The organism is Massilia sp. WG5 (genome assembly GCF_001412595.2).
GTDB lineage: Bacteria > Pseudomonadota > Gammaproteobacteria > Burkholderiales > Burkholderiaceae_D > Telluria.
Genome location: NZ_CP012640.2, coordinates 1,933,953 through 1,957,909, shown reverse-complemented (window position 1 = coordinate 1,957,909; position 23,957 = coordinate 1,933,953). Strand labels below are relative to the sequence as shown.

Below are 23,957 nucleotides of genomic sequence, written 5' to 3'. Positions count from 1 at the left end.
TCACGCCTTCGCTTCCGCCACCCGCTTGGCGATGTGCGCCAGCGCCTCGTCGACCTGGTCGATCAGGATCAGCGACAGGTCGCCCGGCTGCAGGCGTTCCAGTGCGCGGTCGATGGCGACGAATTCGCCCCTGATCTCTTCGACGTGGCTGGTGCGGCTCGCATCGAGCAGGCCCTGGCGCAGCAGGGCCACGACCTCGCCTTCGGAACGGCCGCGCTGGCACTGGTCTTCGTACAGCAGCACGTCGTCGAAGGACTTGCCGAGGATGCGGGTCTGGTCGCGGATGTCCTCGTCGCGGCGGTCGCCCGCGCCGGAAATGACCACCGAGCGGCGCTTGGCCGGCATCGCTTCGACCGCGCTGGTCAGGGCCTGGATCGCGTCCGGGTTGTGGCCGTAGTCGGCGATCACGGTCGCGCCCCGGTAGTCGAACACATTGAAGCGGCCCGGCGCATTGTCGCTCTCGCCGACGAAGGTCTTCAGGCCGGTGCGGATCGCGCTCCAGTCGATGCCGACCGCCCAGGCCGCGGCCACCGCCGCCATCACGTTCTCGACCTGGAAGCCGATCACGCCGCCGCGGGTGATGGGCACCTCGGCCAGCGGGATGCGCTCTTCGCGCTTGCCCTGCGCCGCCACCAGGTGGCCTTCGTCGACGTAGACGATGCGGCGGCCCTGGGCGCGGTGCTTCTGCATCAGCGGCAGCGAGCAGTCCAGCGCGAAATAGGTGACGTCGCCGCGGGTGTTCTCGGCCATCGCGGCAACGATCGGGTCGGCGGCGTTCAGCACGGCCATGCCGCCCGGCGCCACGTTCTGCACGATCACGCGCTTGAGGACCGCCAGGTCTTCCAGCGTGGTGATGTAGTTCAGGCCGAGGTGGTCGCCGGAACCGATGTTGGTGACCACGCCGACCTGGCAGCGGTCGAAGGCCAGGCCTTCGCGCAGGATGCCGCCGCGCGCGGTCTCGAACACGGCCGCGTCGACGTCCGGATGCAGCAGCACGTTGCGCGCGCTGCGCGGGCCGCTGCAGTCGCCGCTGTCGATACGGCGGCCCTGGATGTAGACGCCGTCGGTGTTGGTCATGCCGGTGCGCAGGCCGGACGCGGCCAGCAGGTGCGCGATCACGCGCACGGTGGTGGTCTTGCCGTTGGTGCCGGTTACGGCCACCACCGGGATGCGGCCGTCGTCGCCGGGCGCATACAGGGTGTCCATGATCGCTTCGCCGACCGCGCGGCCCTTGCCGAAGGACGGCGAGATGTGCATGCGCAGGCCGGGCGCGGCATTCACTTCGACGATGCCGCCGCCCTGTTCCTCGATCGGCTTGAGCACGCTGTCGCAGACCAGGTCGACGCCGCAGATGTCCAGGCCGACCATGTGCGCCGCGGCGATGGCGCGCGCGGCCACTTCCGGATGCACGTCGTCGGTGACGTCGGTGGCCGAGCCGCCGGTGGAGAGGTTGGCGTTGTTGCGCAGGGTGACGCGCTGGCCCTTCGGCGGGACGGATTCGGCGTCGTAGCCCTGCTTCGCCAGCGAGGCGAGGGCGATGTCGTCGAAGCGGATCTTGGTCAGGGAGGTAGCATGGCCGGTGCCGCGGCGCGGATCCCGGTTGACGATTTCGACCAGCTCGCGCACCGTGTGCACGCCGTCGCCGAGCACGTGCGGCGGTTCGCGGCGGGCGGCCGCGACCAGCTTGTTGCCGATCACGAGCAGGCGGTAGTCGTGGCCCGGCAGGTAGCGTTCGACCATGATGTCGTCGCGGAACTCGGCGGCGGCATGGAAGCCGCCGGTGAGCTGCTCGCGGGTGGTGACGTTGACGGTCACGCCCTTGCCCTGGTTGCCGTCCTTCGGCTTGATCACGACCGGCAGGCCGATCTCCTGGGCCGCGGCCCAGGCGTCATCGGGGTCGCTCACGACGCGGCCCAGCGGCACCGGCACGCCGGCGGCGTCGAGCAGCTTCTTGGTCAGTTCCTTGTCCTGGGCGATGGTCTCGGCGATGGCGCCGGTGGCGTCGATCTCCGCGGCCTGGATGCGGCGCTGGCGGCTGCCCCAGCCGAACTGCACCAGGCTGCCCTCGGTCAGGCGGCGGAAGGGGATGCCGCGCGCCACGCCGGCGTACACGATCGAACCGGTCGAGGGGCCGAGGCGCACGTCCTCGTCGAGTTCGCGCAGCTGGTGAAGGGCCGCATCGAGGTCGAAGGGCTGGTCGTCGCGCGCGGCCTGGATCAGCTGTTCGGCCAGCTTCAAGGCCAGGCGGCCGACGTCTTCCTCGCTGTACTCGACCACGACCTGGTAGATGCCGCGCTCGATGGTGGCGGTGGTGCGGCTGAAGGTGACCGGGCAGCCGGCCTGGGCCTGCAGGGCCAGGGCCGCCACTTCCAGCACCTGGGCCAGCGGGATGGTGTCGTCATGGCCGGTCGGCTGCAGCGGCCAGATCTGTGGGAACAGGGCGCGCAGGCGCGCTTCGAAACCGGCCAGCGCTTTGATCGATTCTTCTCCGGGCGCGCAGGAGACGATCGCCTCGACCGACGTGTGATGGCTCCAGAGGTTGGGGCCGCGCAGGGCCCGGACGCGTGATACTTCCATAAACCTTCGATCCTTTGATCTTTTAACTTTAAATGTCCGCCTTCTGGGCGGCCGCGTCGAACGTACGCAGGCCGGCGCAGATAAGGTCGGTCGGCACGTCCAGCGCCCAGCTCGCGGCGGCGGCGGCCAGCACGGCTTCCGCCTGGCTTGCGGTGGCCGGCTTCAGCTTGGCCAGGCCGAGCAGCGGGGCGTCCTCGCCGCCCTGGGCCAGCACGATATGCTGGTCGCGCAGGAAGACGACGCGTTCGCCGGCGGCGCGGTGCCGCTTCAGGACGTCGTTGTTCTCGTCGAGCGCATAGAAGATCACGCCGCCGTCGGACAGTTCGGCCAGCTTCACGACCTGCGGGTCGGCGGCGTTCAGCACCGCCGCGCCGTCCGGCAGCACGACGTCGACCTGGCTGCGCACCACGTTGAACAGGGCGTCCTCGTCGCGGATGTAGAGGTCTTCGACGTCGCCGAGCTCGCCGATGCCGGTCACCACGCCGACCAGGCAGCGGTCGTAGGGCAGGCCTTCGCTGAGGATGGCGCGCGCATGGGATTCGAACACGGCGGCCTGCACGTTACGGTTGATCAGCAGGCGCTGGGCGGCGTCGAAGCGGGTGCAGTCGGTCTGCGTGACCCTGCGGCCGTCGAGGTAGAGGCCGTGGCGGTTCGCCACGCCGGTGTACTTGCCCGACAGGCGCAGCACGGTCGAGACCAGGCGCGAGACCAGGCCGGCGTCGCGCTGGCCGGTCACGCCGATCACCGGGATGCGGCCGGAGGCGCCGTCCGCGAACAGGTGCTCGACGATGGCCTTGCCGACTTCGCGCGGCTGGCCGGTAGCCGGCTTGATGTGGGCCAGCAGGCCCGGGCTGGAATTGATTTCGATGATGGCGCCGCGCTGTTCTTCCAGCGGACGCGAGATGTCTTCGCACACCAGGTCGATGCCGGCGATGTCGAGTCCGACCACGCGCGCCGCCAGCGCGGCCACGTAGGCCACGTCCGGGTGCACTTCGTCGGTGACGTCGTCGGCGACGTTGCCGTTCGGCTGGATCAGCACTTTCTGGCCGGCCGGCGGGACCGACTCCGGCTGCAGGCCCTGGCGCTGCAGGTCGAGCCTGATCTCGTGGTCGTTCGGATTGACCAGGCCGAGCGGGTGCTCTTCGCTTTCGCCGCGGCGCGGGTCGGTGTTGATCTGGCTGTTGCACAGTTCGATCACGTTCGACTTGCCGTCGCCCGTCACGAACAGCGATTCGCCCTTGGCGGCGGCGACGACCTTCGAACCGACCACCAGCAGGCGGTGCTCGTTGCCCGGCACGTAGCGCTCGACCAGCACGGCGCTGGAATCGCCCGCTTCGGCGGCGATCGCATAGGCGGCTTTCACGTCCGCTTCGTTCATCAGGTTCAGGGTCACGCCGCGGCCGTGGTTGCCGTCGACCGGCTTCACCACCACCGGCAGGCCGATGTCCTCGGCTTCTTCCCATGCCGCCTCGGCGCTGCGCACGACCGCGCCTTCCGGCACCGGCACGCCGCAGGAGGCCAGCAGGGTCTTGGTCAGGTCCTTGTCGCTGGCGATGCTCTCGCCGATCGCGCTGGTGCGGTCGGTTTCGGCGGTCCAGATGCGGCGCTGGGCGGCGCCGTGGCCGAGCTGCACCAGGTTGCCTTCGGTCAGGCGAATCGAGGGGATGCGGCGGTCGGTGGCGGCATCGACGATGTGGCCGGTGGACGGGCCGAGGCAGTAGCGGTCGACCAGCCCGGTCAGCTCGGCCACGCTGGCTTGCAGGTCGAAGGGCGTGTCGTTGATGGCCGCCATCAGCAGCGCGTGGCCGGCCTGCAGGGCGGCGCGGCCGACCACTTCGTCGCGCGTGCGGAAGGCCATTTTATAGACGCCGGCGTCGGCGGTGGAGCGGGTCTTGCCGAAGCCGGTCTTCATGCCGGCCATGTTCTGCAGTTCGAGGACGATGTGTTCGAGGATGTGGCCGGCCCAGGTGCCGTCGCGCAGGCGTTCCAGGAAACCGCCGCGTTCGCCGACGCCGCAGCGGTGTTCGATCAGGCCCGGCAGCCAGGCGGTCAGCCGCTCGTTGAAGCCGGGGAGTGTGTTCGAAGGACATTCTTCGAGTTCGCCGATATCGAGCCAGGCTTCGATGACGGGGCGGTAGGTCCAGATGTTCGGGCCACGCAGGTGGGTTACACGAAGAATCTTGATGTCTTTCTTGTTTGTCATGAAAATATCTTGCCACGCGGTAACCACTCTCTCGCCGCGCGGCGTTGCCTTATGTTTGTGCCGATCTTGCTGCAGTGCACATGTTGTATACTTGCCGAAACGAAGCTTACCGTGCTGAACCGAATTCTGCCAGTCTCGCTCCCGCCGATAGAATACCGTACGCCTGTCAACCAGCGTGCCCTGCTCAGCGTTCCATCCTTTTGACCATCCGGTCCCAGCGCGGGTATAGCGCAATAGCATTTCTAATAGCACATGACGACTCAACAACTAGTTCCTTCCGCGCCCCTGGCGGCTGCCAGTTTCCTGCCTGAGCAATGGCAGGCGGACGTCCAGAAAAAGCTTGCGCCAGGGGAAAACGTTTTAAGCGCCCTCGAGGTTGACCTCGACGCGAAATTACGTTTCACCAAAGGGATACTGGTTGTCACCAATATCCGCTTACTGACTCGCAGCCCGGGCGATACGCACTGGCGCGACTGGCCCTACCGCGCCGGCCTGGCGATGCATCACTACGACCACGGCGGCGTCGGCCACCTCGAACTGGTCGATGCCAACGGCCTGCTGGCTGCCTGGCGCTTTACCCTCGGCCAGAACCTGCAGGCGATCCGCCTGGTCGACCAGTTCCACGACCAGGTCGAAAGCCACCTGACCGGCATCGCCGTCCAGGCGCCCGAGCAGCACACCTGCCCGAGCTGCAAGGCGCCGCTCGAAGCCGACCAGGAAGAGTGCCCGATCTGCACCAAGGTGCTGCACACGCCGCCTTCGACCTGGACCCTGTTCCGCCTGTGGCGTTTCGCCATGCCTTACAAAGGGCAGCTGTTCCTCGGATTCTTGCTGATGTTGGCCAGTACCGGCGCACACATGATCCCGCCCTACCTGACGATGCCCCTGATGGACAACGTCCTGATCCCGTACCAGAACGGGCAGAAGATCGACACCTCGCTGGTGTACATGTACATGGGCGGCCTGTTCGCCTCCGCCATCCTGGCCTGGCTGCTGGGCTGGGGCCGGACCTATATCCTGGCCCTGGTGTCGGAACGGATGGGCGCGGACATGCGCTCGGAAACCTACGAGCACCTGCTGCGCCTGTCGCTTGAATTCTTCGGCGGCAAGCGCACCGGCGACCTGATGAGCCGCATCGGCAGCGGCTCGGACCGCATCTGCGTGTTCCTGTCGCTGCACCTGCTGGACTTCCTGTCCGACGTCCTGATGATCATCATGACCGGCGCGATCCTGTTCAGCATCAACGCGAAGCTGGCCCTGATCACCCTGGTGCCGCTGCCCTTCATCGCCTGGATGATCCACGTCGTGCGCGACAAGCTGCGCACCGGCTTCGAGAAGATCGACCGCGTCTGGGGCGAAGTCACGAATGTGCTGGCCGACACCATCCCCGGCATCCGCGTGGTGAAGGCGTTTGCCCAGGAACATCGCGAAGCCTCCCGTTTCCGTGAGGCGAACAAGCACAACCTGGCCGTCAACGACAAGCTGAACAAGGTCTGGTCGCTGTTCTCGCCGACCGTGTCCTTCCTGACCGAACTCGGCCTGCTGGTGATCTGGTGCTTCGGCATCTGGCAGGTCGCCAGCCAGGAGATCACGGTCGGCGTGCTGTCCGCCTTCATCGCCTACAGCGGCCGCTTCTACGTGCGTCTGGATTCGATGAGCCGCATCGTCTCCGTCACGCAGAAATCGGCCTCGGCCGCCAAGCGCATCTTCGACATCCTCGATCATGTCTCGAGCGTGCCCGACCCCGTCAATCCGGCCAGGCTGGACACGGTCGCCGGCAATATCGAGCTGCGCGAAGTCGGCTTCCGCTACGGCAACCGTGCGGTCAACCGCGGCATCTCGCTGAACATCAAGGCCGGCGAGATGGTCGGCCTGGTCGGCCATTCCGGTTCGGGCAAGTCGACCCTGGTGAACCTGATCTGCCGTTTCTACGACGTTGCCGAGGGCGCGATCCTGCTCGACGGCAAGGACATCCGCAGCTTCGCGGTGGCCGACTACCGTCGCCACATCGGGCTGGTGCTGCAGGAGCCTTTCCTGTTCTTCGGCACGATCTCCGAAAACATCGCCTACGGCCGGCCGGATGCGACCCGCGAAGAGATCATCGCCGCCGCCCGGGCCGCCCACGCCCACGAATTCATCCTGCGCCTGCCGCAGGGCTACGACTCGATGGTCGGCGAGCGCGGCCAGGGCCTGTCCGGCGGCGAGCGCCAGCGCATCTCGATCGCGCGCGCGCTGCTGATCGACCCGCCGATCCTGATCCTGGATGAGGCGACCTCGTCGGTGGACTCGGAAACCGAGAAGGAAATCCAGAAGGCGCTCGACAACCTGGTGCAGGGCCGCACCACGATCGCGATCGCGCACCGGCTCTCGACGCTGCACCGCGCCGACCGCCTGGTGGTGCTGGACCGCGGCGCGGTGGTGGAAGAGGGCAGCCACGACGAACTGATGGCAAAAGAGGGCGCGTATTTCCGCCTCTACGAAGCGCAGGCGCGCAACGTCGACCAGGATCCGGACGACGGCAGCAAGGATGATTGAACGATGACTTTAACGACTGCTTTTGACTTACGCCGCGACCCCTTCGGCAAGCTGGTGCTTACCAATGCCGAGGGCGAGGAATTCGTCGGCGTGGCGCCGGTGCGCTCGTTCCCGGTCCAGGCCCCCAACCGCGGCATCTCGCTGGTGCGCGACGGCGGCAAGGAAGTGGCCTGGATCGAGGACCTCGAACAGATGCCGGCCGAGATCCGCACGCTGGTTGCGGAAGAACTGGAAGGACGCGAGTTCATGCCCGAGATCCTGTCGATCAAGGGCGTCTCCAGCTTCGCCACGCCTTCCACCTGGACCGTGAAAACCGACCGTGGCGACACCGAGTTCGTGCTGAAGGGCGAGGAAGACATCCGCCGCCTGGGCGCGTTCTCGCTGCTGATCGCGGACAGCCACGGGATCCACTTCCTGATCCGCGACATGTTCGCGATCGACAAGGGCAGCCGGAAGATCCTCGACCGCTTCCTCTGATTTACTGCCTGCGGCGGCGGACCGTGCCGGCCGCCAGCGCGCCCAGTCCCAGCAGGGCCAGGCTGGCCGGCTCGGGCACATTCGCGGCGCCGTCGACGGTCACGTCGTCCAGCAGGAAGGCGGAACCGGCCGACACGACCAGGCGATCGATGCCGGACAGGTTGCCGGCCACGTTCTGCCAGTTCCCGCTCAGGGTGAATGCATAGCTGCCGACCACGGTGTCGCCGAGGTAAGCGGTGACCGTGCTGTCGCCGCCATCGTTGAAGCCGCCCCACGACTTGATGTACATGCCCTGGAAGGAAAACAGCGAGCCGTCGACCTTCGTCAAAACGATGTCGCCGTGCCAGTCGTTGAGGGCCGAGTAGCGGCCGCTGTAGGCCGGGCCGAAACCCTTCCAGATGCTGTCGGTGATGTCGACCACGTCGGTGTTGTCGCTCATCCTGAAGCCCTGGGTGCTCAGGCCAGGCGCAGTGACCCCGCCCGGAATGCCGATCTCGTCGAAATTGAGCACGGTCGCGTGCGCAGCCGTCAGGCTTGCGGCGCTCAAGGCAAAGGCGGCAATGATGGATTTGATGCGCATGGAATCCCCGTTCTGGTTATTAGTGAAATTACCAATAAGCAAAACACGTGCCATTTTTCAATATTTATTAGAATCAAACAGTTACTTGTAGTTGAAAATTAACTGGCTGTTTCAGTGTAAATATTTCCGACACTCTAGACGCGATTCCAGAAGCCAAGGTGGGCCACTCTGGCCTCTTCCTCGCGCAGCGGGCCGATCACGGCGGTCGGCCTCTGGCCCGCGGCAAACACCTCGCGGCAGGGCAGGGACAGGGTCGGGTTTTCCGGATCGCTGCCGGTCAGTTCCAGCAGGGTTTTCTCCGACATCCCGTAGACCACGCGGCCGACGCCGCTCCAGTAGGTCCCGCCCGCACACATGGCGCAGGGTTCGGCGTTGCTGTACAGCGTGGCGCCGGCCAGTGCCTGCGGGCTGTGGCGCGCGGACGCGGCGCGCAGGGCGTTCATCTCGGCGTGGGCGGTGCGGTCGCTGCTCGAGGCGTTCATGGCTTCGGCGATGAGCTGGCCGTCGGCACCCACCACGATGGCGGCGAAGGGGTGGTGGCCTTCGTCGCGCGAGCGCTGGGCGAGGGCGAAGACCCGGGTGAGGAAGTGCTGGTCTTGTGGGGTGGGCTGATGCATCAGTTTTCCTTATCTAAGCCGTCGCCCCCGCGCAGGCGGGATAGTGCCCTCGGCACTATCCCGCCTGCGCGGGGACGACGAAGCTGGCAGCGGGAGCGACGATCGCTTTTACTTCGGAATCGAGCCTTCCACGCCCTGCACATAGAAGTTCATCCCGTGCACATCCTTCTCCGCCATCTGCGCCCCGGCGGCGACCTTGAGCGCGCCCGACTGGTCCTTCAGCGGGCCCTGGAAAGGATGCAGCTTGCCGCTGATGATGGCGGCCTTCTTCTCTTCGAACAGCTTGGCCGTGTCGGCCGGGATCGCGGCGTTCAGCGGCGACATCCGGACCATGCCTTCCATCAGGCCGCCGCGCACTTCGGCCGTCTTCCAGGTGCCCGCCGCCACTGCCTGCGCGGTGCGGGTGTAGAAGTCGCCCCAGTAGTTGGTGCTGGCGGTCAGGTGGGCCTTGGGCGCGAAGCGCGCCATGTCCGAATCCCAGCCGAAGGCGAACTTGCCCTTTTCCTGGGCCACCTGCAGCGTGGCCGGCGAGTCGGTGTTCTGGGTCAGGACGTCGGCGCCCTGGGCGATCAGGGTCTCGGCGGCCTGGCGTTCCTTGGCCGGGTCGTACCAGCTGTTGACCCAGATGACCTTGGTCTTGATGTTCGGGTTCACGCTCTGCGCGCCCAGGGTATAGGCGTTGATGTTGCGGATCACCTCCGGCACCGCGAAGGAGCCGACGAAGCCGATGACGCCGCTCTTGCTCATCTTCGCGGCGATCACGCCCTGCAGGTAGGTGCCCTCGTACTGGCGGGTCTCGTACACGCCCATGTTCTTGCCGGTCTTGAAGCCGGTGGCGTGTTCGAACACGACGTTCGGAAAGGCCTTCGCCACTTTCTCGGTCGGGTTCATGAAGCCGAAGGAGGTGGTGAAGATCAGCTTGTTGCCGTCGGCGGCCAGCTTGCGGATCACGCGTTCGGCGTCCGCGCCTTCCGGCACGTTCTCGACATAGGTCGACTTGACCTTGTCGCCCATCGCCTTTTCCATGGCCAGGCGGCCCTGTTCGTGGGCATAGGTCCAGCCGGCGTCGCCGACCGGGCCGACATAGACGAAGGCGACCTTCAGCGGGTCGGCGGCGGCTTGCGCGGGGATGACTGCGGACAGCGACAGCGAGGCGGCGGCGATGGCCAGGGCGATCAGCTTGCGACGATTCATGGGAGTTCCTTTTTCGGTCACGGTTGGAGTTTTAGAAGTGGTATTCGGCGCGCACCATCGGGGTCTTGGCGGTGGCGCCGGGAACGCTGCTCGACGGGTTGCCGAACTTGTTCTTCCAGTACTGGTATTCGAGGCCCAGCTTGAGCGTGTTCTTGGCTGCGCCGATGGCCGGGCTCAGGTCGTACATCACCTGCATGTCGACGTTGATCTCGACCGCGGTCGGGCCGCCGAATTCGTTCCTGCCCTTGGTGCCGATGTAGTTGGCGAAGCCCTCGAAGGACAGCGGGATGCCGATGCTGAAGGGGATGCCCCAGGCCGCCGTCAGCATCGCGTGGGTGTCGTAGGTATAGCGCGAGGTGGAGGTCTGGGTGAAGCCGTTGTAGGGCGCATTGCTCTCGCGCAGGGCGAGCAGGCTGATGTCGAGGAAGCCCGGCACGTCGAGCATCAGGGTCGGCCCAAGCACCAGCATGCGCTTCTTCGAGTTGTAGCCTGCGTCGGTCTTGCTGTTGACGTCGAAGCCCGCGGTCAGGCCGACGCCGCGCACCGGACCGAAGGCCAGGTTGGCGCCGCTGATCTTGCCCAGGTCCAGGGTGTGGCGGTACACCGCGTAGGCTTCGTGCGCGCCGCTGTCGGCGCCGACCGCGGAAGGATCGGTTTTGTCGGACAGCAGGAAGTCGACGCTGAAGAAGTTCTTGCCGTACTTGTAGCCGCTGACGTTGCTGAAGTTGACGATGTGCTTGGTGATGTCCTGGCCGTTGTAGGGCTCGGAGAACCTGGTGCCGTAGCGGTAGCTGAGGGAGGTGTCGCTCCAGTCGGCGGCATGGGCCGCGAAGGCGCCGGAGGCGAGCAGGGTGGCGATGGCGGTGCGGATGTACGGCTTGGACTTCATGCAGGACCTTTCAGGTTTGTCGTTGTAATGGAAAAGCATGGCGAAACACGATTGCATCCAATCCCTGGCGCCGATTGCACGCAATCTTCACTGTGTCCTGTCAGCAAAAAGCGGGCCAGACCGGTTCGCCCCTGTTTCCGCCCCGGCGGCGGCGCTGTCGGGCCTTGGCGGTGCAGGCCTGCGCGCCGCGCTGGTGCAGCTGCGTGCAATCGGGGCGCATTTCGTATCCACTGCGGTATCCACTGCGGTATTCAATGCAGCATCCACCGCGTTCAGCAGCCGGCAAGGGCTTCGGCCAGGTTGACCTTGCGGTCGGCATCTTCCAGGTGCAGGCGCGCCTCGATCTCCAGCAGGTGGTGCTCGATCAGGTCCGCCGCCTGTTCGGCCTTGCCCTGCTCGATCAGCGCGATCAGGTCGCCGTGGTCGCCGCTGCCGCACATCGGCGCGCCCGGGTTCTCGTAGAGCGCGATGATCAGCGAGCAGCGCGACACCAGCTCGTTCATGAAGCCATGTAGTACCGCGTTGCCGGACAGCTCCGCCAGCAGCAGGTGGAATTCGCCGCCGAGGCGGATCCAGGCGGCGCGGTCGCCGCTGCGGCGCGCTTCTTCCTCGGCTTCGATCGCCGCGCGGATGATGCGCAGCGAGACCGGGGTGGCGCGCCGCACCACCAGCGGCACGATCTCGCGTTCCAGCGCGCGCCTTGCGGCGAAGATGTCGCGCGCCTCCTTCGGCGAGGGCGAGGCGATCACGGCGCCGCGGTTGGGGCGCAGTTCGATGATGCGATCGTGTGCGAGCCGCTGCAGGGCCTTGCGCACGGTGGTGCGGCTGACCTGGTACAGCTCGCAGAAATCGGCTTCGCCGAGGCGCGTGCCGGGCGGCAGGCGATGGCTCATCACGGCATTGACCACGGCGCGGTAGATGCGCAGGTCGACCGCGGTGACGCCGCGCTTGGCTGCTTGTGGCAGCGTCTCCGTTTGTTTCGTCATGCTGGTCTCCATAGTTCGGCGGCGGGATGTCCGCCGCGGTGACCATGGCATGAAGCAGGAATCGTGCTCAGCCTTGAAGGCCGGGAGCGATGCGGGAACACCTGCGTTTGCGGCGCATGCTTGCAGCGCGTGTGTGCGCGATCCTGGTGAGATTGTCGACCCGGCGTGGTGCATCTTGTACACAATCCGGTGTGCACGGAGGTGGATACACCGTGGCATGCAACTTGCAAAGCCATGGGTGACGACTGACACGCGACGGAGCCGCCTTGAAGACAGACCCGCCTTATCCACCCCCGCATTCACCCCGCCCCGAGCCGCGCCTGCAGCTGCTCGGCATCTCGAAGCGTTATCCCTCGGTGGTGGCCAACGCCGACGTCGACCTCAGCGTCATGCCGGGCGAGATCCACGCCGTGCTGGGCGAGAACGGCGCCGGCAAGAGCACCCTCATGAAGATGATCTACGGCGTGACGAAGCCGGACGGCGGCGAGATCATGTGGGAAGGCCGGCAGGTCCACATCGATTCGCCGTCCGCCGCGCGCCGGCTCGGCATCGGCATGGTGTTCCAGCATTTCGCGCTGTTCGAGACCCTGACCGTGGCCGAGAACATCGCGCTGGCGCTCGACGAACATACTGCGCCGGCCGCGCTGGCGCCGCGCATCCGCACGGTGTCGGCGCAGTACGGCCTGCCGCTCGATCCGGACAAGCGCGTGCACAGCATGTCGGTGGGCGAGCGCCAGCGCGTCGAGATCGTGCGCTGCCTGCTGCAGTCGCCGCGCCTCCTGATCATGGACGAGCCGACCTCGGTGCTGACCCCGGACGCGGTGCAGACCCTGTTCGTGGCGCTGCGCCAGCTGGCGGCGGAAGGCGTCAGCATCCTGTACATCAGCCACAAGCTCGACGAAATCCAGTCCCTGTGCGACAAGGCCACCGTGCTGCGCGCCGGACGCGTGTCCGGGACCGCGGTGCCGAAACACGAAACCGCGCATTCGCTGGCCGAACTGATGATCGGCGGCGAGCTGCCGACCTGCAGCCTGGCCCCGCGCGCGCCCGGCGAGGTGCGCATGGCGATCGATCGCCTCGACCTGGAAAGCAGCGACCCCTTCGGCATGCGGCTGCACGGCATCAGCCTCGAACTGCGGGCCGGCGAGATCGTCGGCCTGGCGGGCATTTCGGGCAATGGCCAGCAGGAGCTGCTGAAGGCGATCTCGGGCGAGCTGCGCGCGCCGCGGGCCGGCAGCATCCGCCTGCTCGGGCAGGATGCCGGCCGGCTCGACGCCGCCGCCCGTCGCCGCCTGGGCCTCGGCTTCGTGCCGGAAGAGCGCCTCGGGCGGGGCGCGGTGCCGGCGCTGTCGCTGGCCGACAATGCGCTGCTGACCGGCTACCTGGCGCCGGCCGCCGGCATGACCCGGCGCGGCCTGGTGCGGCGCGGCGCGGTCCGCGAGTTCGCGGCCGCCGTCATCCGGCGCTTCGGGGTCAAGTGCGGCGGCGCCGGCGCGGCGGCCGCCAGTCTGTCGGGCGGCAACCTGCAGAAGTTCATCGTCGGCCGCGAGATCGGGCTGGCGCCGCGGGTGATGGTGCTGGCCCAGCCCACCTGGGGCGTCGACATCGGCGCCGCCATGCTGATCCGCCAGGCCATCATCGACCTGCGCGACCAGGGCGTGGCGGTGCTGGTTGTGTCCGAGGAGCTCGACGAGCTGTTCATGATGTGCGACCGGATCGCGGTGCTGGCCAAGGGCCGCCTGTCACGCGCGGTGCCGGTGGCAAGCACCAGCGTCAACCAGATCGGCAGGTGGATGGGCGGCGATTTTGAAAACGAAGACGATAAACAAGTAAATAAGCAAGGAGTTGCGCATGTCCCGGCTTGAAGCCCGTCCCGAACCCTCGCGCGCCATGATGCTGGCCTCGCCGCTGATCGCGGCCCTGGCCATGCTGGCGACCGGCTCGCTGCTGTTCCTGTTCCTCGGCCAGGCGCCGCTGCACGCCTTCTACGTCTACTTCATCAAGCCGCTCACCGGCGAATACGGGGTCGGCGAACTGCTGCTGAAGGCGACCCCGCTGATCCTGTGCGGCGTCGGTCTGGCGATCGGCTTTCGCGCCAACGTCCACAACATCGGCGCCGACGGCCAGCTGACCATGGGCGCGGTCGCCGCCGGCTGCGTGGCCCTGTACTTCGACGGCGTCGACGCGCCATGGATCCTTCCCCTGATGATCGCGGCCGGGGCGCTGGGCGGCATGGCCTGGGCCGCCGTGCCGGCCCTGCTGCGCACCCGCTTCAATACCAGCGAGATCCTGGTCAGCCTGATGCTGGTGTACGTGGCCTACCTGTTCCTGGGCTACCTGGTGCACGGTCCGCTGCGCGACCCGGCCGGCTTCAACTTCCCGCAGTCGAAGATGTTCGGCGACGCCGCCATGCTGCCGCTGCTGAAGGAAGGCCTGCGCGTGAACGCCGCCTTCATCCTGGCGCTGCTGGCGGTGGCCGGCGCCTGGTTCTTCTGCCGCCATACCTTCGCCGGCTACCGCATGCAGGTCAGCGGCATGGCGCCGGCGGCGGCGCTGTACGCCGGCTTTTCCGAACCGAAGAATGTCTGGCTCGCGTTTCTCGCCAGCGGCGCGCTGGCCGGCGTGGCCGGGGTGGGGGAGGTGGCCGGTCCGCTCGGCCAGCTGCAAGGCTCGGTCTCGCCGGGCTACGGTTTCGCCGCCATCATCGTCGCCTATGTCGGACGGCTGCATCCGCTCGGGGTGCTGCTGGCCTCGCTCCTGATGTCGCTGCTGTACATCGGCGGCGAGTCGGCCCAGATCGAGCTGCAGCTGCCCTCGGCCATCACCGGCCTGTTCCAGGGCCTGCTGCTGTTCTACCTGCTGGCGGCCGACCTGTTCATCCATTACCGCTTCAAGCCGCGCGCCGCCCATCCGGCGCCGGCCCTTCCCCTCGCTTCGGAGACCGTGCATGAATCCTGACCTCGTCATTGCCTTCCTCGCCAGCACCGCCGGCGCCGCCACGCCGCTGGTGCTGGCCTCGACCGGCGAACTGGTCGCCGAACGCGCCGGCGTGATCAACCTCGGGCTCGAGGGCATCATGCTGGTGGGCGCGGTGGCCGGTTTCTCCACCACCCTGCATACCGGCTCGCTGGGCCTGGGCCTGCTGGCGGCGCTCGCGGCCGGCGTCGCGATGGCGCTCGTCTTCGCCGTGCTGGTGCTGACCCTGCAGACCAACCAGGTCGCCACCGGCCTGGCGCTGACCCTGTTCGGCCTCGGCCTGTCGGCCTTCCTCGGCCGCGACCTGGTCGGCCAGACCGTCGCGCCGATGCCGCACCTCGACATCCCGGGCCTGTCCGGCCTGCCGTTTGCCGGGCCGCTGCTGTTCCGCTTCGACGCCATGGTCTACGTCTCGCTGGCGCTGGTGGCGCTGGTCGGCTGGCTGCTGGCGCGCACCCGCCTCGGCCTCCTGATCCGCGCGGTGGGAGAGTCGCCGCACAGCGCCCACGCGATCGGCATGCCGGTCGTCCGCCTGCGCTATGCCGCCGTGCTGTTCGGCGGCGCGCTGGCGGGCCTGGGCGGCGCCTACCTGTCGCTGGCGCTGACCCCGATGTGGGTCGAGGGCATGACGGCGGGGCGCGGCTGGATCGCGCTGGCGCAGGTGGTGTTCGCGACCTGGAAACCGCGCGGCCTGCTGCTGGGCGCCTACCTCTTCGGCGGCGTCACCGTGCTGCAGTTCCACGGCCAGGGCTTCGGCCTGGCCATTCCCTCGGAATTCCTGTCGATGCTGCCCTACCTGGCGACCATCGTGGTGCTGGTGATCATCTGCCGCAATCCCCAGACCATCCTGCTGAACAAGCCGATGTCGCTGGGACAGAACTTCAAGGCCGATTGAGCGGAGCGGAGGCCGGCGACATGAGTAAATTTTCTCTTGTGCAATAAAAGTTGTCGAAAAATCTTACACCTGGGTTTTCGTAAAAATGTAAGTTCTTGTTTTTATGATGTATTTACTTTTGGCATGATAGTTGCTTATATTTATCTGCCGATTCCAGAAGTAAATTTGCTTGGACTTCGGTTCACAATTTACAAAAATAGCAACGTCCTCATCACTTAAATACAAAGACAATATGAAAATCCAGAACGCAATCAAAGCAGCATTCGGTGCTCTCCTGATCGGCGCCGCCGCACAAGCTTCCGCTACCGCCGTTACCGCTTCCGGCGCCTCGCTGACCACCGACGCGCTGCTGACCGCCGGCACCTACACGGGCAGCTTCGACCTGTCCTTCCTGCCGAGCCAGTACACTATCAACAGCATCGGCTTCACGTTCAATTTCACGGACAACGTCGACCCGTTCAAGACCGTGACTGAGACGACGACGTCGTTCGATAGCAAGCTCTCGCCCCTTACCGCTTACAACATCACCACCACCACGGTGACCAACACGGGTGTGGCGGAAAGCGTTCAGCTGTCGTTCGGCTCGCTCACCTTGAAGGGCGCAACCGCTGCCGTCAACAAGGTCGACAACGGCACGCCGGTCGACGTGTCCAGGGCTGGCACTGTTTATACGAAGAGCGCCGGCAAGACGGTCTGCACGTGGGCCGAAGCCAGCGCGAAGAACTCCTCGTGCAAGGCAAACGATGGCACCATCGTCGACCGGACCATTAAGAACACCACGACCAACGACTACACCGGCGACATCACGCTGGCGTCCCTGGCATCCTACAAGGACCAGCTGGCTGGCCTGCTGAACAACAAATCGCTGGGCTTCAGCCTCGGCGTGACCGGTGACCTCGTCTTCAAAGGCGGAACCCTGAACATCGACTACACCGACACCACCCCGGCCCCGTCGCAGAGCGTTCCGGAACCGGCTTCGCTGGCGCTGTTCGGCATCGCCCTGATGGGCGTGGCCGGCGTCCGCCGCGCACGCCGCGGCTAAGCACGCGATCGTCCAGAACACCCTGCACGGCCAGCGCCGTGCAGGGTGTTTTTCATTGCAGGACGCAAGGCTGGCCGGGCAGCCAGCCCGCCGGGCCCCAGTCGAGGCGGTGGGTGAGCTTCAGCCCGTCCAGGAAGCGCTCGTCGTGCGACACGACGATGAGCGCCCCCGGCCACGAGGCCAGCATCGCTTCCAGCGCCTCGACGCCGGCGATGTCGAGGTGATTGGTGGGTTCGTCGAGCAGCAGCAGGCGCGGCGCCGGCTCCCGCAGCACGGCGCACAGCAGCGCCCCGCGCATCCTTTCGCCGCCGCTCAGGCTCCCGGAAGGTCGCAGCACGCGGTCCGGCTTCAGGCCGGCCAGCGCCAGGTATTGGCGCAGCCGGCCCTCGTCGATGCCGGTGGCGACGGCGCCCAGCTGATCGCGCAGGCTGCGATCCGGCTCGAGCATCGCCAGATGCTGGTCGAGCAGCACCGATGGCAGCGTGCGGCAGCGGCCCGCGACGGGCGCGATCTCGCCGGCGATGACCCGCAACAGGGTCGACTTGCCGCAGCCGTTCGGCCCGCGGATCGCGATCCTGGCCGCGCCGCTCGCGCCCCAGTCCAGCGGCTGGCGCAGTCCCCACGGCGCCGCCAGTGCTTCCAGCACCAGCGCCGCCTGGCCGTCCGGGATGCGCAGGTCCAGCACCGGAAAGCTGGGCTGCTCGAGTGCGCCGTCCAGGGCGTCGAAGGCGTCGAGCACGTCCTGCTGCACTTCCTCGCGGCGCCGGGCATGGCGTTCGGCGCGCGCGCCCTCGGTCTGCTGGGCCCGCTGGGGCAGGGCGTTGAGGACGATCTTCGGCTGGCCGCCGGCCGCCTTCGCGCGCGCGCCGCGCGCACCCTTGCGCGCCGCGCGCTCGGCTTCCGTGCGCATCGCCGCTGCCGCGCTGCGGCGTTCGACCCGCGCACGTTCCAGCCTCGCTTGCGCCGAGGCCAGTTCGGCGCCGCGCTGCGCCTCCACCTGCGACCAGCCGCCGCCATAGCGCCGCAAGCCGCAGGCATGGACTTCGAGCGTGCGGTCGGCATACTCCAGCAGTTCGCGGTCGTGCGAGATCAGCAACAGGCCGCGTCCGCCGGCGCGCCAGGCCTGCATCTGCGCGATGAGGAAGCGGCGCCGTTCGCGGTCCAGGTGGTTGCCGGGTTCGTCCAGCACCAGCAAGCCGGCCTCGCTGCAGAAGGCGCCGATCAGGGCGAGCAGGGTGCGCTGGCCGCCGGACAGTGCGTCCGGCGCCATCGACTCGTGCAGCCCGGCCTGGCCGAGCATGGCCTGCCAGTGCGCTTCGAGGTCCCAGCGTTCGCCGATGAGGTCGAAGTCCTCGTCGCGCGCTTCGCCCGCCGCCAGCCGGCGCAGGGCGCCCAGCGGGGCGTCGAGGCCGGCCAGTTGCGCGAGACGCGTGGCGCGGGCGGGGCCGGCCTGCTGTTCGACGTGACGAACCGCAACGGCGCGCTCGACGCGGCCTTTCGCCGGTTCCGCCAGGCCGGCGACGACGCGTCCGAGCGACGACTTGCCGCTGCCGTTCGGGCCGATCAGGGCGACGAGTTCCGCGCCCAGCGTGTCGTGAATGTCGTGGAACAGGATGCGCCCGTCGGGAAGGGCGATGTCGACCCCGTGCAGGGCCAGGAGGAAAGGGTGGGCCATGAGCAGTCCTTGTAATGCAGTCGAAGCCGCGCCTGCTTTCAGACGAAAGCGGCGATGAGGTTTCAGTGCTGTCGCGATCTCGCGAGAGCGGGCATTACAGGCGCATGGGTGGAATCCTCCATTGATGGGAACCGCGATTCTAGCAGCTTGCGAACTCACCTCCAACCGGATAGCGGTGTAAAGTCTGGTTTCTTCCGCGCCCCGGCATACGGCAGGCGCAGGTTTCATCAGGAGAGTTCAGCATCGCTACCCCGGCACATCCCAGGCACTTCGTGGTCGTCACCATCGGCTCCGCCGGCGACCTGTTTCCCTTCATGGCGATGGCGCTGACCCTGCGCGACGCCGGCCATCGCGTCAGTTTCCTCGCGCCCGCGCAGCACGAACCGTATGTGCGCGGCACCGGCCTGCCTTTCGTCGGCCTGCCCGCCGACCCTGCCGTGCTGCTCGACCCCGACCTCTGGCATCCGACGCGCGGCTTCGGCGTGGTCTGGCGCGCGACGCGCCCGGCGATGGCGGACATCGTGCCCTTCGTCGACGCGCTGCCGCGCGACGAAGCGGTGGTGCTGCTGGTGCATCCACTGGCCCTGCCCGAGGCGGACCTGTGCCGCGCCGCGCGTCCCGGGCTGAAGGTGGCGGCGGCCTACCTGGCGCCGCAGAACCTGCCGACCGTGCACGATCCGCTGATGCTCGGTCCCTGGCCGGTACCGCACTGGGTCCCGCCCGGCCTGCGGCGCTGGCTGCTGCGGCGCCTGGCGGCGCGCTTCATCGATCCGGTGGCGCTGCCGGACGTGAACGCGGCGCGGACGGCGCGCGGCATGCCGCCGGTGCCCGGCATGCTCGAGCACCTGTTCGCAGTGCCGGACCTGTCGGTGACCCTGTTCCCCGAGTGGTTCGCGCCGACCCAGCCGGACTGGCCCAAGCCCTTGTACCGCGCCGACTTTCCCCTGTTCGACCCGCACCCGGACGCGCCCCTGTCGCCCGCGCTCGAAGGCTTCCTGGAGGACGGGCAGGGCATGGGACCCGTGGTCTTCACCCATGGTACCGGCAACACCCAGTCCCGTGCCTATTTCGAGCACGCGCGGACGGCGGTGGAGCTGCTCGGCCTGCGCGCGGTCTTCCTGACCCCGCACCGCGAGCAGCTTCCCGCCGACCTGCCGCCAAGCATCTTCTGGCAGGACTACGTGCCCTTGCGCCGCCTGCTGCCGCGCACGATGGTGCTGGTCCACCATGGCGGCATCGGCACCACCGCCGAAGCCCTGCGCGCCGGGACGCCCCAGCTGGTGGTGCCGCTGGCGCACGACCAGTTCGACAACGCGGCGCGCGTGGCGGCGCTGGGCGTGGCCTTCCGGGCGCGGGCATCGCGGCTCGACGGCGTGCGGCTGGCGCGGGCGCTGCAGCAGCTGCTCGGGGACCGGACGCTGGTCCCGCACTGCCGCCGGATCAGCCGGCGCTTCGCACTCGGACAGGGCCTGCAGGGCTTGCGCCTGCGCCTGGAAGCGCTGGCGGCGACGGCCCAGCCGATGAGCTAGGGCAACAGCGCGCCGCACCCGGGAGAAGCGCGCAAGAATGATGGTTTGTCGCGATTTCTCGGGGGATTTATGCAACGAAGCGCACTGGTCGTCGGCGCGAGCGGCATCGGCGGCCGCTACACGGCACGCGAACTGCTGGCCCATGGCTGGACCGTGTACGGACTGGCGCGCCGCCCGCCGCGCGACCTGCCGGGCCTGATCCCGGTGACGGCCGACCTGCTCGACGAGGTCGGACTGCAGGCCGCGCTGGCCGACGTGGCGCCGACCCACGTCTTCATCACGACCTGGATGCGCCAGGACTCCGAAGCCGAGAATATCCGCGTCAACGCGCTGCTGGTGCGCAACCTGCTCGATGCGCTGTCGCCCAGGAAATCGCTGCGCCACGTGGCGCTGGTGACGGGCCTGAAGCACTATCTCGGCCCCTTCGAAGCCTACGCCAGTTCCGGCACCTTGCCGGATACCCCCTTGCGCGAATCCCAGCCGCGCCTGCCGCTCGACAATTTTTACTACGCCCAGGAAGACGAGGTCTATGCCGCGGCCGAACGCGACCGCTTCACCTGGACCATCCATCGCCCGCACACCGTCATCGGCATGGCGGTCGGCAACGCCATGAACATGGGCACCACGCTGGCCGTGTACGCCTCGATCTGCAAGGAGACCGGGCGGCCCTTCCGCTTTCCCGGCTCGGAAGCGCAGTGGAACGGCCTTTCCGACGTGACCGACGCGCGCATGCTGGCCAGGCAGCTGCGCTGGGCCGCCGACCTCGATGCGGCGCGCAACGAGGCCTTCAACATCACCAACGGCGACTACTTCCGCTGGAGCTGGCTGTGGCGCCGGCTGGCGGCCTGGTTCGGCGTACAGGCCGAGGGCTTCAGCGGCACCGTGCAGCCGCTGGAAGAAATCATGGCGAACGATGCCGGACTGTGGGCCGACATGGCGCGCCGCCACGGCCTGCAGGAGGCCGCCCTCGACCGCCTGGCCTCGCCCTGGCACACCGACCTCGACCTCGGCCGCCCGCTGGAGGTGATGACGGACATGGCCAACAGCCGCCGCCTGGGTTTTGCAGGCTGGCAGTCGACCGAGGATTCGTTCTACGACCTGTTCACGGCGCTGCGGGCGGAGCGCCTGATTCCCTGAGTGCGGCAGCGCACTGCGGGCAAGGGCCGGTTCGCCCATAATGACGCCATCCGACTGACAGCCACGGAGCGACGATGCGCCGCAAGCAGACCGAAGCCGAACCGCGCGACACCGAATCCAGCCTCGCCGACCACGGACGCGTGCGCGTGCGCGGCGCGCGCGAGCACAACCTCAAGAACGTGAACGTGGAGTTGCCGCGCGACGCCCTGGTCGTGTTCACCGGCGTCTCCGGTTCGGGCAAGTCCTCGCTGGCCTTCGGCACCCTGTACGCGGAGGCGCAGCGGCGCTACCTGGAATCGGTGTCGCCGTATGCGCGCCGGCTGTTCCACCAGATGCCGGTGCCGGAAGTCGACGAGATCGACGGCCTGCCGCCGGCGGTGGCCCTGCAGCAGCAGCGCGGCACGCCCACCGCGCGCTCGTCGGTCGGCAGCGTCAGCACGCTGTCGAATTCCCTGCGCATGCTGTATTCGCGCGCCGGCGACTATCCGCCGGACCAGCCGCTGCTGTACGCCGAGTCCTTCTCGCCGAATACCGCGGAAGGCGCCTGCCCGCAGTGCTCGGGCCTGGGCCGCGTCTACGAAGCCACCGAGGCCTCGATGGTGCCGGACGACTCGCTGAGCATCCGCGAGCGCGCCGTCGCCGCCTGGCCGCCGGCCTGGCACGGCCAGAACCTGCGCGACATCCTCGTCACCATGGGCTACGACGTCGATACGCCCTGGCGCGACCTGCCGAAGAAGGACCGCGACTGGATCCTGTTCACCGACGAGACCCCGACCGTGCCGGTGTACGCCGGCCTCACGCCGGCAGAGACGAAGCAGGCCCTGAAGCGCAAGGAGACGCCCAGCTACCAGGGCACCTTCAGCGGCGCGCGCCGCTATGTGCTGCAGACCTTCGCGAATACCGAAAGCGCGGCGATGAAGAAGCGGGTGGCGCGCTACATGGTCAGCCAGGAGTGTCCGCTGTGCCGCGGCAAGCGGCTGCGCCAGGAAGCCCTGTCGATCACCTTTGCCGGCATGGACATCACCGACCTGTCGCGCCTGCCGCTGGAGCGCCTGGCGCAGCTGCTGAAGCCGTATGCCAAGGGCGACGTCCCGGCGCACGCCACCGCCGCCAAGCACCCGGAACAGCTGATCGTCACCCGGCGCATCGCCGCCGACCTGTGCGCCCGCCTCGGGGTACTGCTCGACCTGGGCCTGGGCTACCTGGCGCTGGAGCGCAGCACGCCGACCCTGTCGCCGGGCGAACTGCAGCGCCTGCGCCTGGCGACCCAGGTGCGTTCCAGCCTATTCGGCGTGGTGTATGTGCTGGACGAGCCCTCGGCCGGCCTGCACCCGGCCGATACCGAGGCCCTGCTGGCGGCGCTGGCCCAGCTGAAGGCGGCCGGCAACTCCCTGTTCGTGGTCGAGCACGCGCTGGACGTGATCCGGCGCGCCGACTGGATCGTCGACGTCGGCCCGCAGGCGGGCGAGGGTGGCGGCGAGATCCTGTACAGCGGCCCGCCCGAGGGCCTGAAAAAGGTCGAGCGCTCGCATACCCGCCGCTACCTGTTCGACGAGGCCGGGCCCGAGCCGCGCAGCCTGCGCGAGCCGGGCGGCTGGCTGAAGCTCGACGGCGTCACCCGCAACAACCTGCATGGCTTGAGCGCCGAGTTCCCGCTGGGCGTGATGAGCTGCGTGACCGGCGTCTCCGGCTCCGGCAAGTCGAGCCTGGTGAGCCAGGTGCTGGTCGACCTGGTGACGGCGGCGCTGGGCCAGGGCGCGCCGGAAGAGGAGACGGAGCAGGAACCCGGCCTGGAGCAGGAGCCGAAAATACAGACGGAAGGGCGGATCGCGAGCGGCATGGAAGGGGTGAAGCGCCTGGTGCGGGTCGACCAGAAGCCGATCGGCCGCACGCCGCGCTCGAACCTGGCCACCTACACCGGCCTGTTCGACCAGGTGCGCAAGCTGTTCGCGGCGACCCCGGCCGCGAAGAAACGCCGCTATGATGCCGGGCGCTTTTCCTTCAACGTCGCCAAGGGCCGCTGCGAACACTGCGCCGGCGAGGGTTTCGTGATGGTCGAGCTGCTGTTCCTGCCCAGCGTCTACGCGCCGTGCCCGACCTGCGAGGGCGCGCGCTACAACGCCGATACCCTGAAGATCACGTATAAAGACCGCAACATCGCCGACGTGCTGGGCATGACGGTGGACGAAGCCCATGCCTTTTTCGAAGACCAGGAAGCGGTGGCGCGGCCGCTGCAGGTGCTGCGCGAGGTCGGCCTGGGCTACCTGCGCCTGGGCCAGAGCGCGACCGAGCTGTCGGGCGGCGAGGCCCAGCGGATCAAGCTGGCCACCGAGCTGCAGCGCGCCACCCGCGGCGGCGCCCTGTACGTGCTGGACGAGCCGACCACCGGCCTGCATCCGCTCGACACCGACCGCCTGGTGGCCCAGCTGAACCGCCTGGTCGACGCCGGCAACACCGTCATCATGGTCGAGCACACGATGCGCGTGGCCGCCGCCTGCGACTGGGTGATCGACATCGGCCCCGGCGCGGGAGAGGCGGGCGGGACGGTGGTGGCGGCCGGTCCGCCGGCCCGGGTCGCGGCCAGCCGCCGCAGCCGCACCGCGCCCTATCTGTCGAAATATTTACGCTAACTTTACGGAATCTGC

17 protein-coding genes are annotated in these 23,957 nt (G+C 67.9%); 9 read left to right on the top strand and 8 right to left on the bottom strand.

Annotated features, from left to right (window positions below; translation table 11 throughout):
* Both cphA (AM586_RS08690) and cphA (AM586_RS08685) read right to left on the bottom strand, forming a co-directional pair.
* Positions 1–2,577, bottom strand: a complete 2,577-nt coding sequence (gene cphA / locus AM586_RS08690; RefSeq protein ID WP_047823787.1) for a cyanophycin synthetase — start codon at positions 2,575–2,577, stop codon at positions 1–3.
* A 28-nt stretch (positions 2,578–2,605) separates the two neighbouring features.
* Positions 2,606–4,780 (bottom strand): cyanophycin synthetase, encoded by a 2,175-nt coding sequence (cphA, locus tag AM586_RS08685; protein ID WP_047823789.1) that lies wholly within the window; start codon positions 4,778–4,780, stop codon positions 2,606–2,608.
* A 252-nt stretch (positions 4,781–5,032) separates the two neighbouring features.
* Here cphA (AM586_RS08685) and AM586_RS08680 point away from each other — a divergent pair, with 252 nt between their 5' ends.
* Positions 5,033–7,315, top strand: a complete 2,283-nt coding sequence (locus tag AM586_RS08680; protein WP_082439716.1) for an ABC transporter ATP-binding protein — start codon at positions 5,033–5,035, stop codon at positions 7,313–7,315.
* A 3-nt stretch (positions 7,316–7,318) separates the two neighbouring features.
* The gene (locus AM586_RS08675; protein ID WP_047823791.1) at positions 7,319–7,792 is read left to right on the top strand and encodes a DUF1854 domain-containing protein; all 474 of its coding nucleotides are present in this window, start codon (positions 7,319–7,321) and stop codon (positions 7,790–7,792) included.
* A 1-nt stretch (position 7,793) separates the two neighbouring features.
* Here the strand turns inward: AM586_RS08675 and AM586_RS08670 are convergent, their stop codons facing one another.
* From AM586_RS08670 to AM586_RS08650, 5 genes are all read right to left on the bottom strand, one after another.
* Positions 7,794–8,372: a PEP-CTERM sorting domain-containing protein gene (locus tag AM586_RS08670; RefSeq protein WP_047823792.1), complete on the bottom strand. Its 579-nt coding sequence runs from the start codon at positions 8,370–8,372 to the stop codon at positions 7,794–7,796.
* Positions 8,373–8,506: 134 nt separating this feature from the next.
* On the bottom strand, positions 8,507–8,989 hold the full coding sequence (locus tag AM586_RS08665; protein ID WP_047823794.1) for a nucleoside deaminase: 483 nt from the start codon (positions 8,987–8,989) through the stop codon (positions 8,507–8,509).
* A gap of 108 nt (positions 8,990–9,097) precedes the next feature.
* Positions 9,098–10,183, bottom strand: a complete 1,086-nt coding sequence (locus AM586_RS08660; RefSeq protein WP_047823796.1) for a BMP family ABC transporter substrate-binding protein — start codon at positions 10,181–10,183, stop codon at positions 9,098–9,100.
* Positions 10,184–10,214: 31 nt separating this feature from the next.
* The gene (locus AM586_RS08655) at positions 10,215–11,072 is read right to left on the bottom strand and encodes an outer envelope protein (RefSeq protein WP_047823798.1); all 858 of its coding nucleotides are present in this window, start codon (positions 11,070–11,072) and stop codon (positions 10,215–10,217) included.
* A gap of 272 nt (positions 11,073–11,344) precedes the next feature.
* A complete protein-coding gene (locus AM586_RS08650; RefSeq protein WP_047823800.1) occupies positions 11,345–12,058 on the bottom strand; it encodes a GntR family transcriptional regulator in 714 nt (237 codons plus the stop codon).
* Positions 12,059–12,324: 266 nt separating this feature from the next.
* On the opposite strand from AM586_RS08650, the gene AM586_RS08645 reads away from it, so the two are divergent.
* The 4 genes from AM586_RS08645 (at position 12,325) to AM586_RS08630 (ending at position 16,971) form a co-directional block, all read left to right on the top strand.
* Positions 12,325–13,923: an ABC transporter ATP-binding protein gene (locus tag AM586_RS08645; RefSeq protein WP_047823802.1), complete on the top strand. Its 1,599-nt coding sequence runs from the start codon at positions 12,325–12,327 to the stop codon at positions 13,921–13,923.
* Positions 13,910–15,016 carry an ABC transporter permease gene (locus AM586_RS08640; RefSeq protein ID WP_047823804.1) on the top strand — a complete coding sequence of 369 codons (1,107 nt, stop codon included), beginning with the start codon at positions 13,910–13,912 and terminating at the stop codon, positions 15,014–15,016. Before AM586_RS08645 ends, AM586_RS08640 begins: the two co-directional genes overlap by 14 nt.
* On the top strand, positions 15,006–15,929 hold the full coding sequence (locus AM586_RS08635) for an ABC transporter permease (RefSeq protein ID WP_047823806.1): 924 nt from the start codon (positions 15,006–15,008) through the stop codon (positions 15,927–15,929). The genes AM586_RS08640 and AM586_RS08635 overlap by 11 nt, the downstream gene beginning before the upstream one ends.
* A 232-nt stretch (positions 15,930–16,161) precedes the next feature.
* Positions 16,162–16,971, top strand: a complete 810-nt coding sequence (locus AM586_RS08630; protein ID WP_047823809.1) for a PEP-CTERM sorting domain-containing protein — start codon at positions 16,162–16,164, stop codon at positions 16,969–16,971.
* Positions 16,972–17,023: 52 nt separating this feature from the next.
* Here the strand turns inward: AM586_RS08630 and AM586_RS08625 are convergent, their stop codons facing one another.
* Positions 17,024–18,646 (bottom strand): ATP-binding cassette domain-containing protein, encoded by a 1,623-nt coding sequence (locus tag AM586_RS08625; protein ID WP_047823810.1) that lies wholly within the window; start codon positions 18,644–18,646, stop codon positions 17,024–17,026.
* A gap of 272 nt (positions 18,647–18,918) precedes the next feature.
* Here AM586_RS08625 and AM586_RS08620 point away from each other — a divergent pair, with 272 nt between their 5' ends.
* From AM586_RS08620 to AM586_RS08610, 3 genes are all read left to right on the top strand, one after another.
* A complete protein-coding gene (locus AM586_RS08620) occupies positions 18,919–20,175 on the top strand; it encodes a glycosyltransferase (RefSeq protein WP_229411088.1) in 1,257 nt (418 codons plus the stop codon).
* A 69-nt stretch (positions 20,176–20,244) separates the two neighbouring features.
* The gene (locus tag AM586_RS08615) at positions 20,245–21,312 is read left to right on the top strand and encodes an SDR family oxidoreductase (protein ID WP_047823814.1); all 1,068 of its coding nucleotides are present in this window, start codon (positions 20,245–20,247) and stop codon (positions 21,310–21,312) included.
* A gap of 74 nt (positions 21,313–21,386) precedes the next feature.
* The gene (locus AM586_RS08610) at positions 21,387–23,942 is read left to right on the top strand and encodes an excinuclease ABC subunit UvrA (RefSeq protein WP_047823816.1); all 2,556 of its coding nucleotides are present in this window, start codon (positions 21,387–21,389) and stop codon (positions 23,940–23,942) included.
* The last annotated feature ends 15 nt before the right edge of the window (positions 23,943–23,957 follow it).

What these genes read in the sequence shown, in the direction of transcription:
- cphA (WP_047823789.1), bottom strand. Translation starts at nt 4,780, where the DNA reads ATGACAAACAAGAAAGACATCAAGATTCTTCGTGTAACCCACCTGCGT.
- AM586_RS08635 (WP_047823806.1), top strand. Translation starts at nt 15,006, where the DNA reads ATGAATCCTGACCTCGTCATTGCCTTCCTCGCCAGCACCGCCGGCGCC.
- AM586_RS08625 (WP_047823810.1), bottom strand. Translation starts at nt 18,646, where the DNA reads ATGGCCCACCCTTTCCTCCTGGCCCTGCACGGGGTCGACATCGCCCTT.
- AM586_RS08640 (WP_047823804.1), top strand. Translation starts at nt 13,910, where the DNA reads ATGTCCCGGCTTGAAGCCCGTCCCGAACCCTCGCGCGCCATGATGCTG.
- cphA (WP_047823787.1), bottom strand. Translation starts at nt 2,577, where the DNA reads ATGGAAGTATCACGCGTCCGGGCCCTGCGCGGCCCCAACCTCTGGAGC.
- AM586_RS08615 (WP_047823814.1), top strand. Translation starts at nt 20,245, where the DNA reads ATGCAACGAAGCGCACTGGTCGTCGGCGCGAGCGGCATCGGCGGCCGC.
- AM586_RS08680 (WP_082439716.1), top strand. Translation starts at nt 5,033, where the DNA reads ATGACGACTCAACAACTAGTTCCTTCCGCGCCCCTGGCGGCTGCCAGT.
- AM586_RS08610 (WP_047823816.1), top strand. Translation starts at nt 21,387, where the DNA reads ATGCGCCGCAAGCAGACCGAAGCCGAACCGCGCGACACCGAATCCAGC.
- AM586_RS08630 (WP_047823809.1), top strand. Translation starts at nt 16,162, where the DNA reads ATGAAAATCCAGAACGCAATCAAAGCAGCATTCGGTGCTCTCCTGATC.
- AM586_RS08655 (WP_047823798.1), bottom strand. Translation starts at nt 11,072, where the DNA reads ATGAAGTCCAAGCCGTACATCCGCACCGCCATCGCCACCCTGCTCGCC.
- AM586_RS08665 (WP_047823794.1), bottom strand. Translation starts at nt 8,989, where the DNA reads ATGCATCAGCCCACCCCACAAGACCAGCACTTCCTCACCCGGGTCTTC.
- AM586_RS08650 (WP_047823800.1), bottom strand. Translation starts at nt 12,058, where the DNA reads ATGACGAAACAAACGGAGACGCTGCCACAAGCAGCCAAGCGCGGCGTC.
- AM586_RS08675 (WP_047823791.1), top strand. Translation starts at nt 7,319, where the DNA reads ATGACTTTAACGACTGCTTTTGACTTACGCCGCGACCCCTTCGGCAAG.
- AM586_RS08660 (WP_047823796.1), bottom strand. Translation starts at nt 10,183, where the DNA reads ATGAATCGTCGCAAGCTGATCGCCCTGGCCATCGCCGCCGCCTCGCTG.
- AM586_RS08670 (WP_047823792.1), bottom strand. Translation starts at nt 8,372, where the DNA reads ATGCGCATCAAATCCATCATTGCCGCCTTTGCCTTGAGCGCCGCAAGC.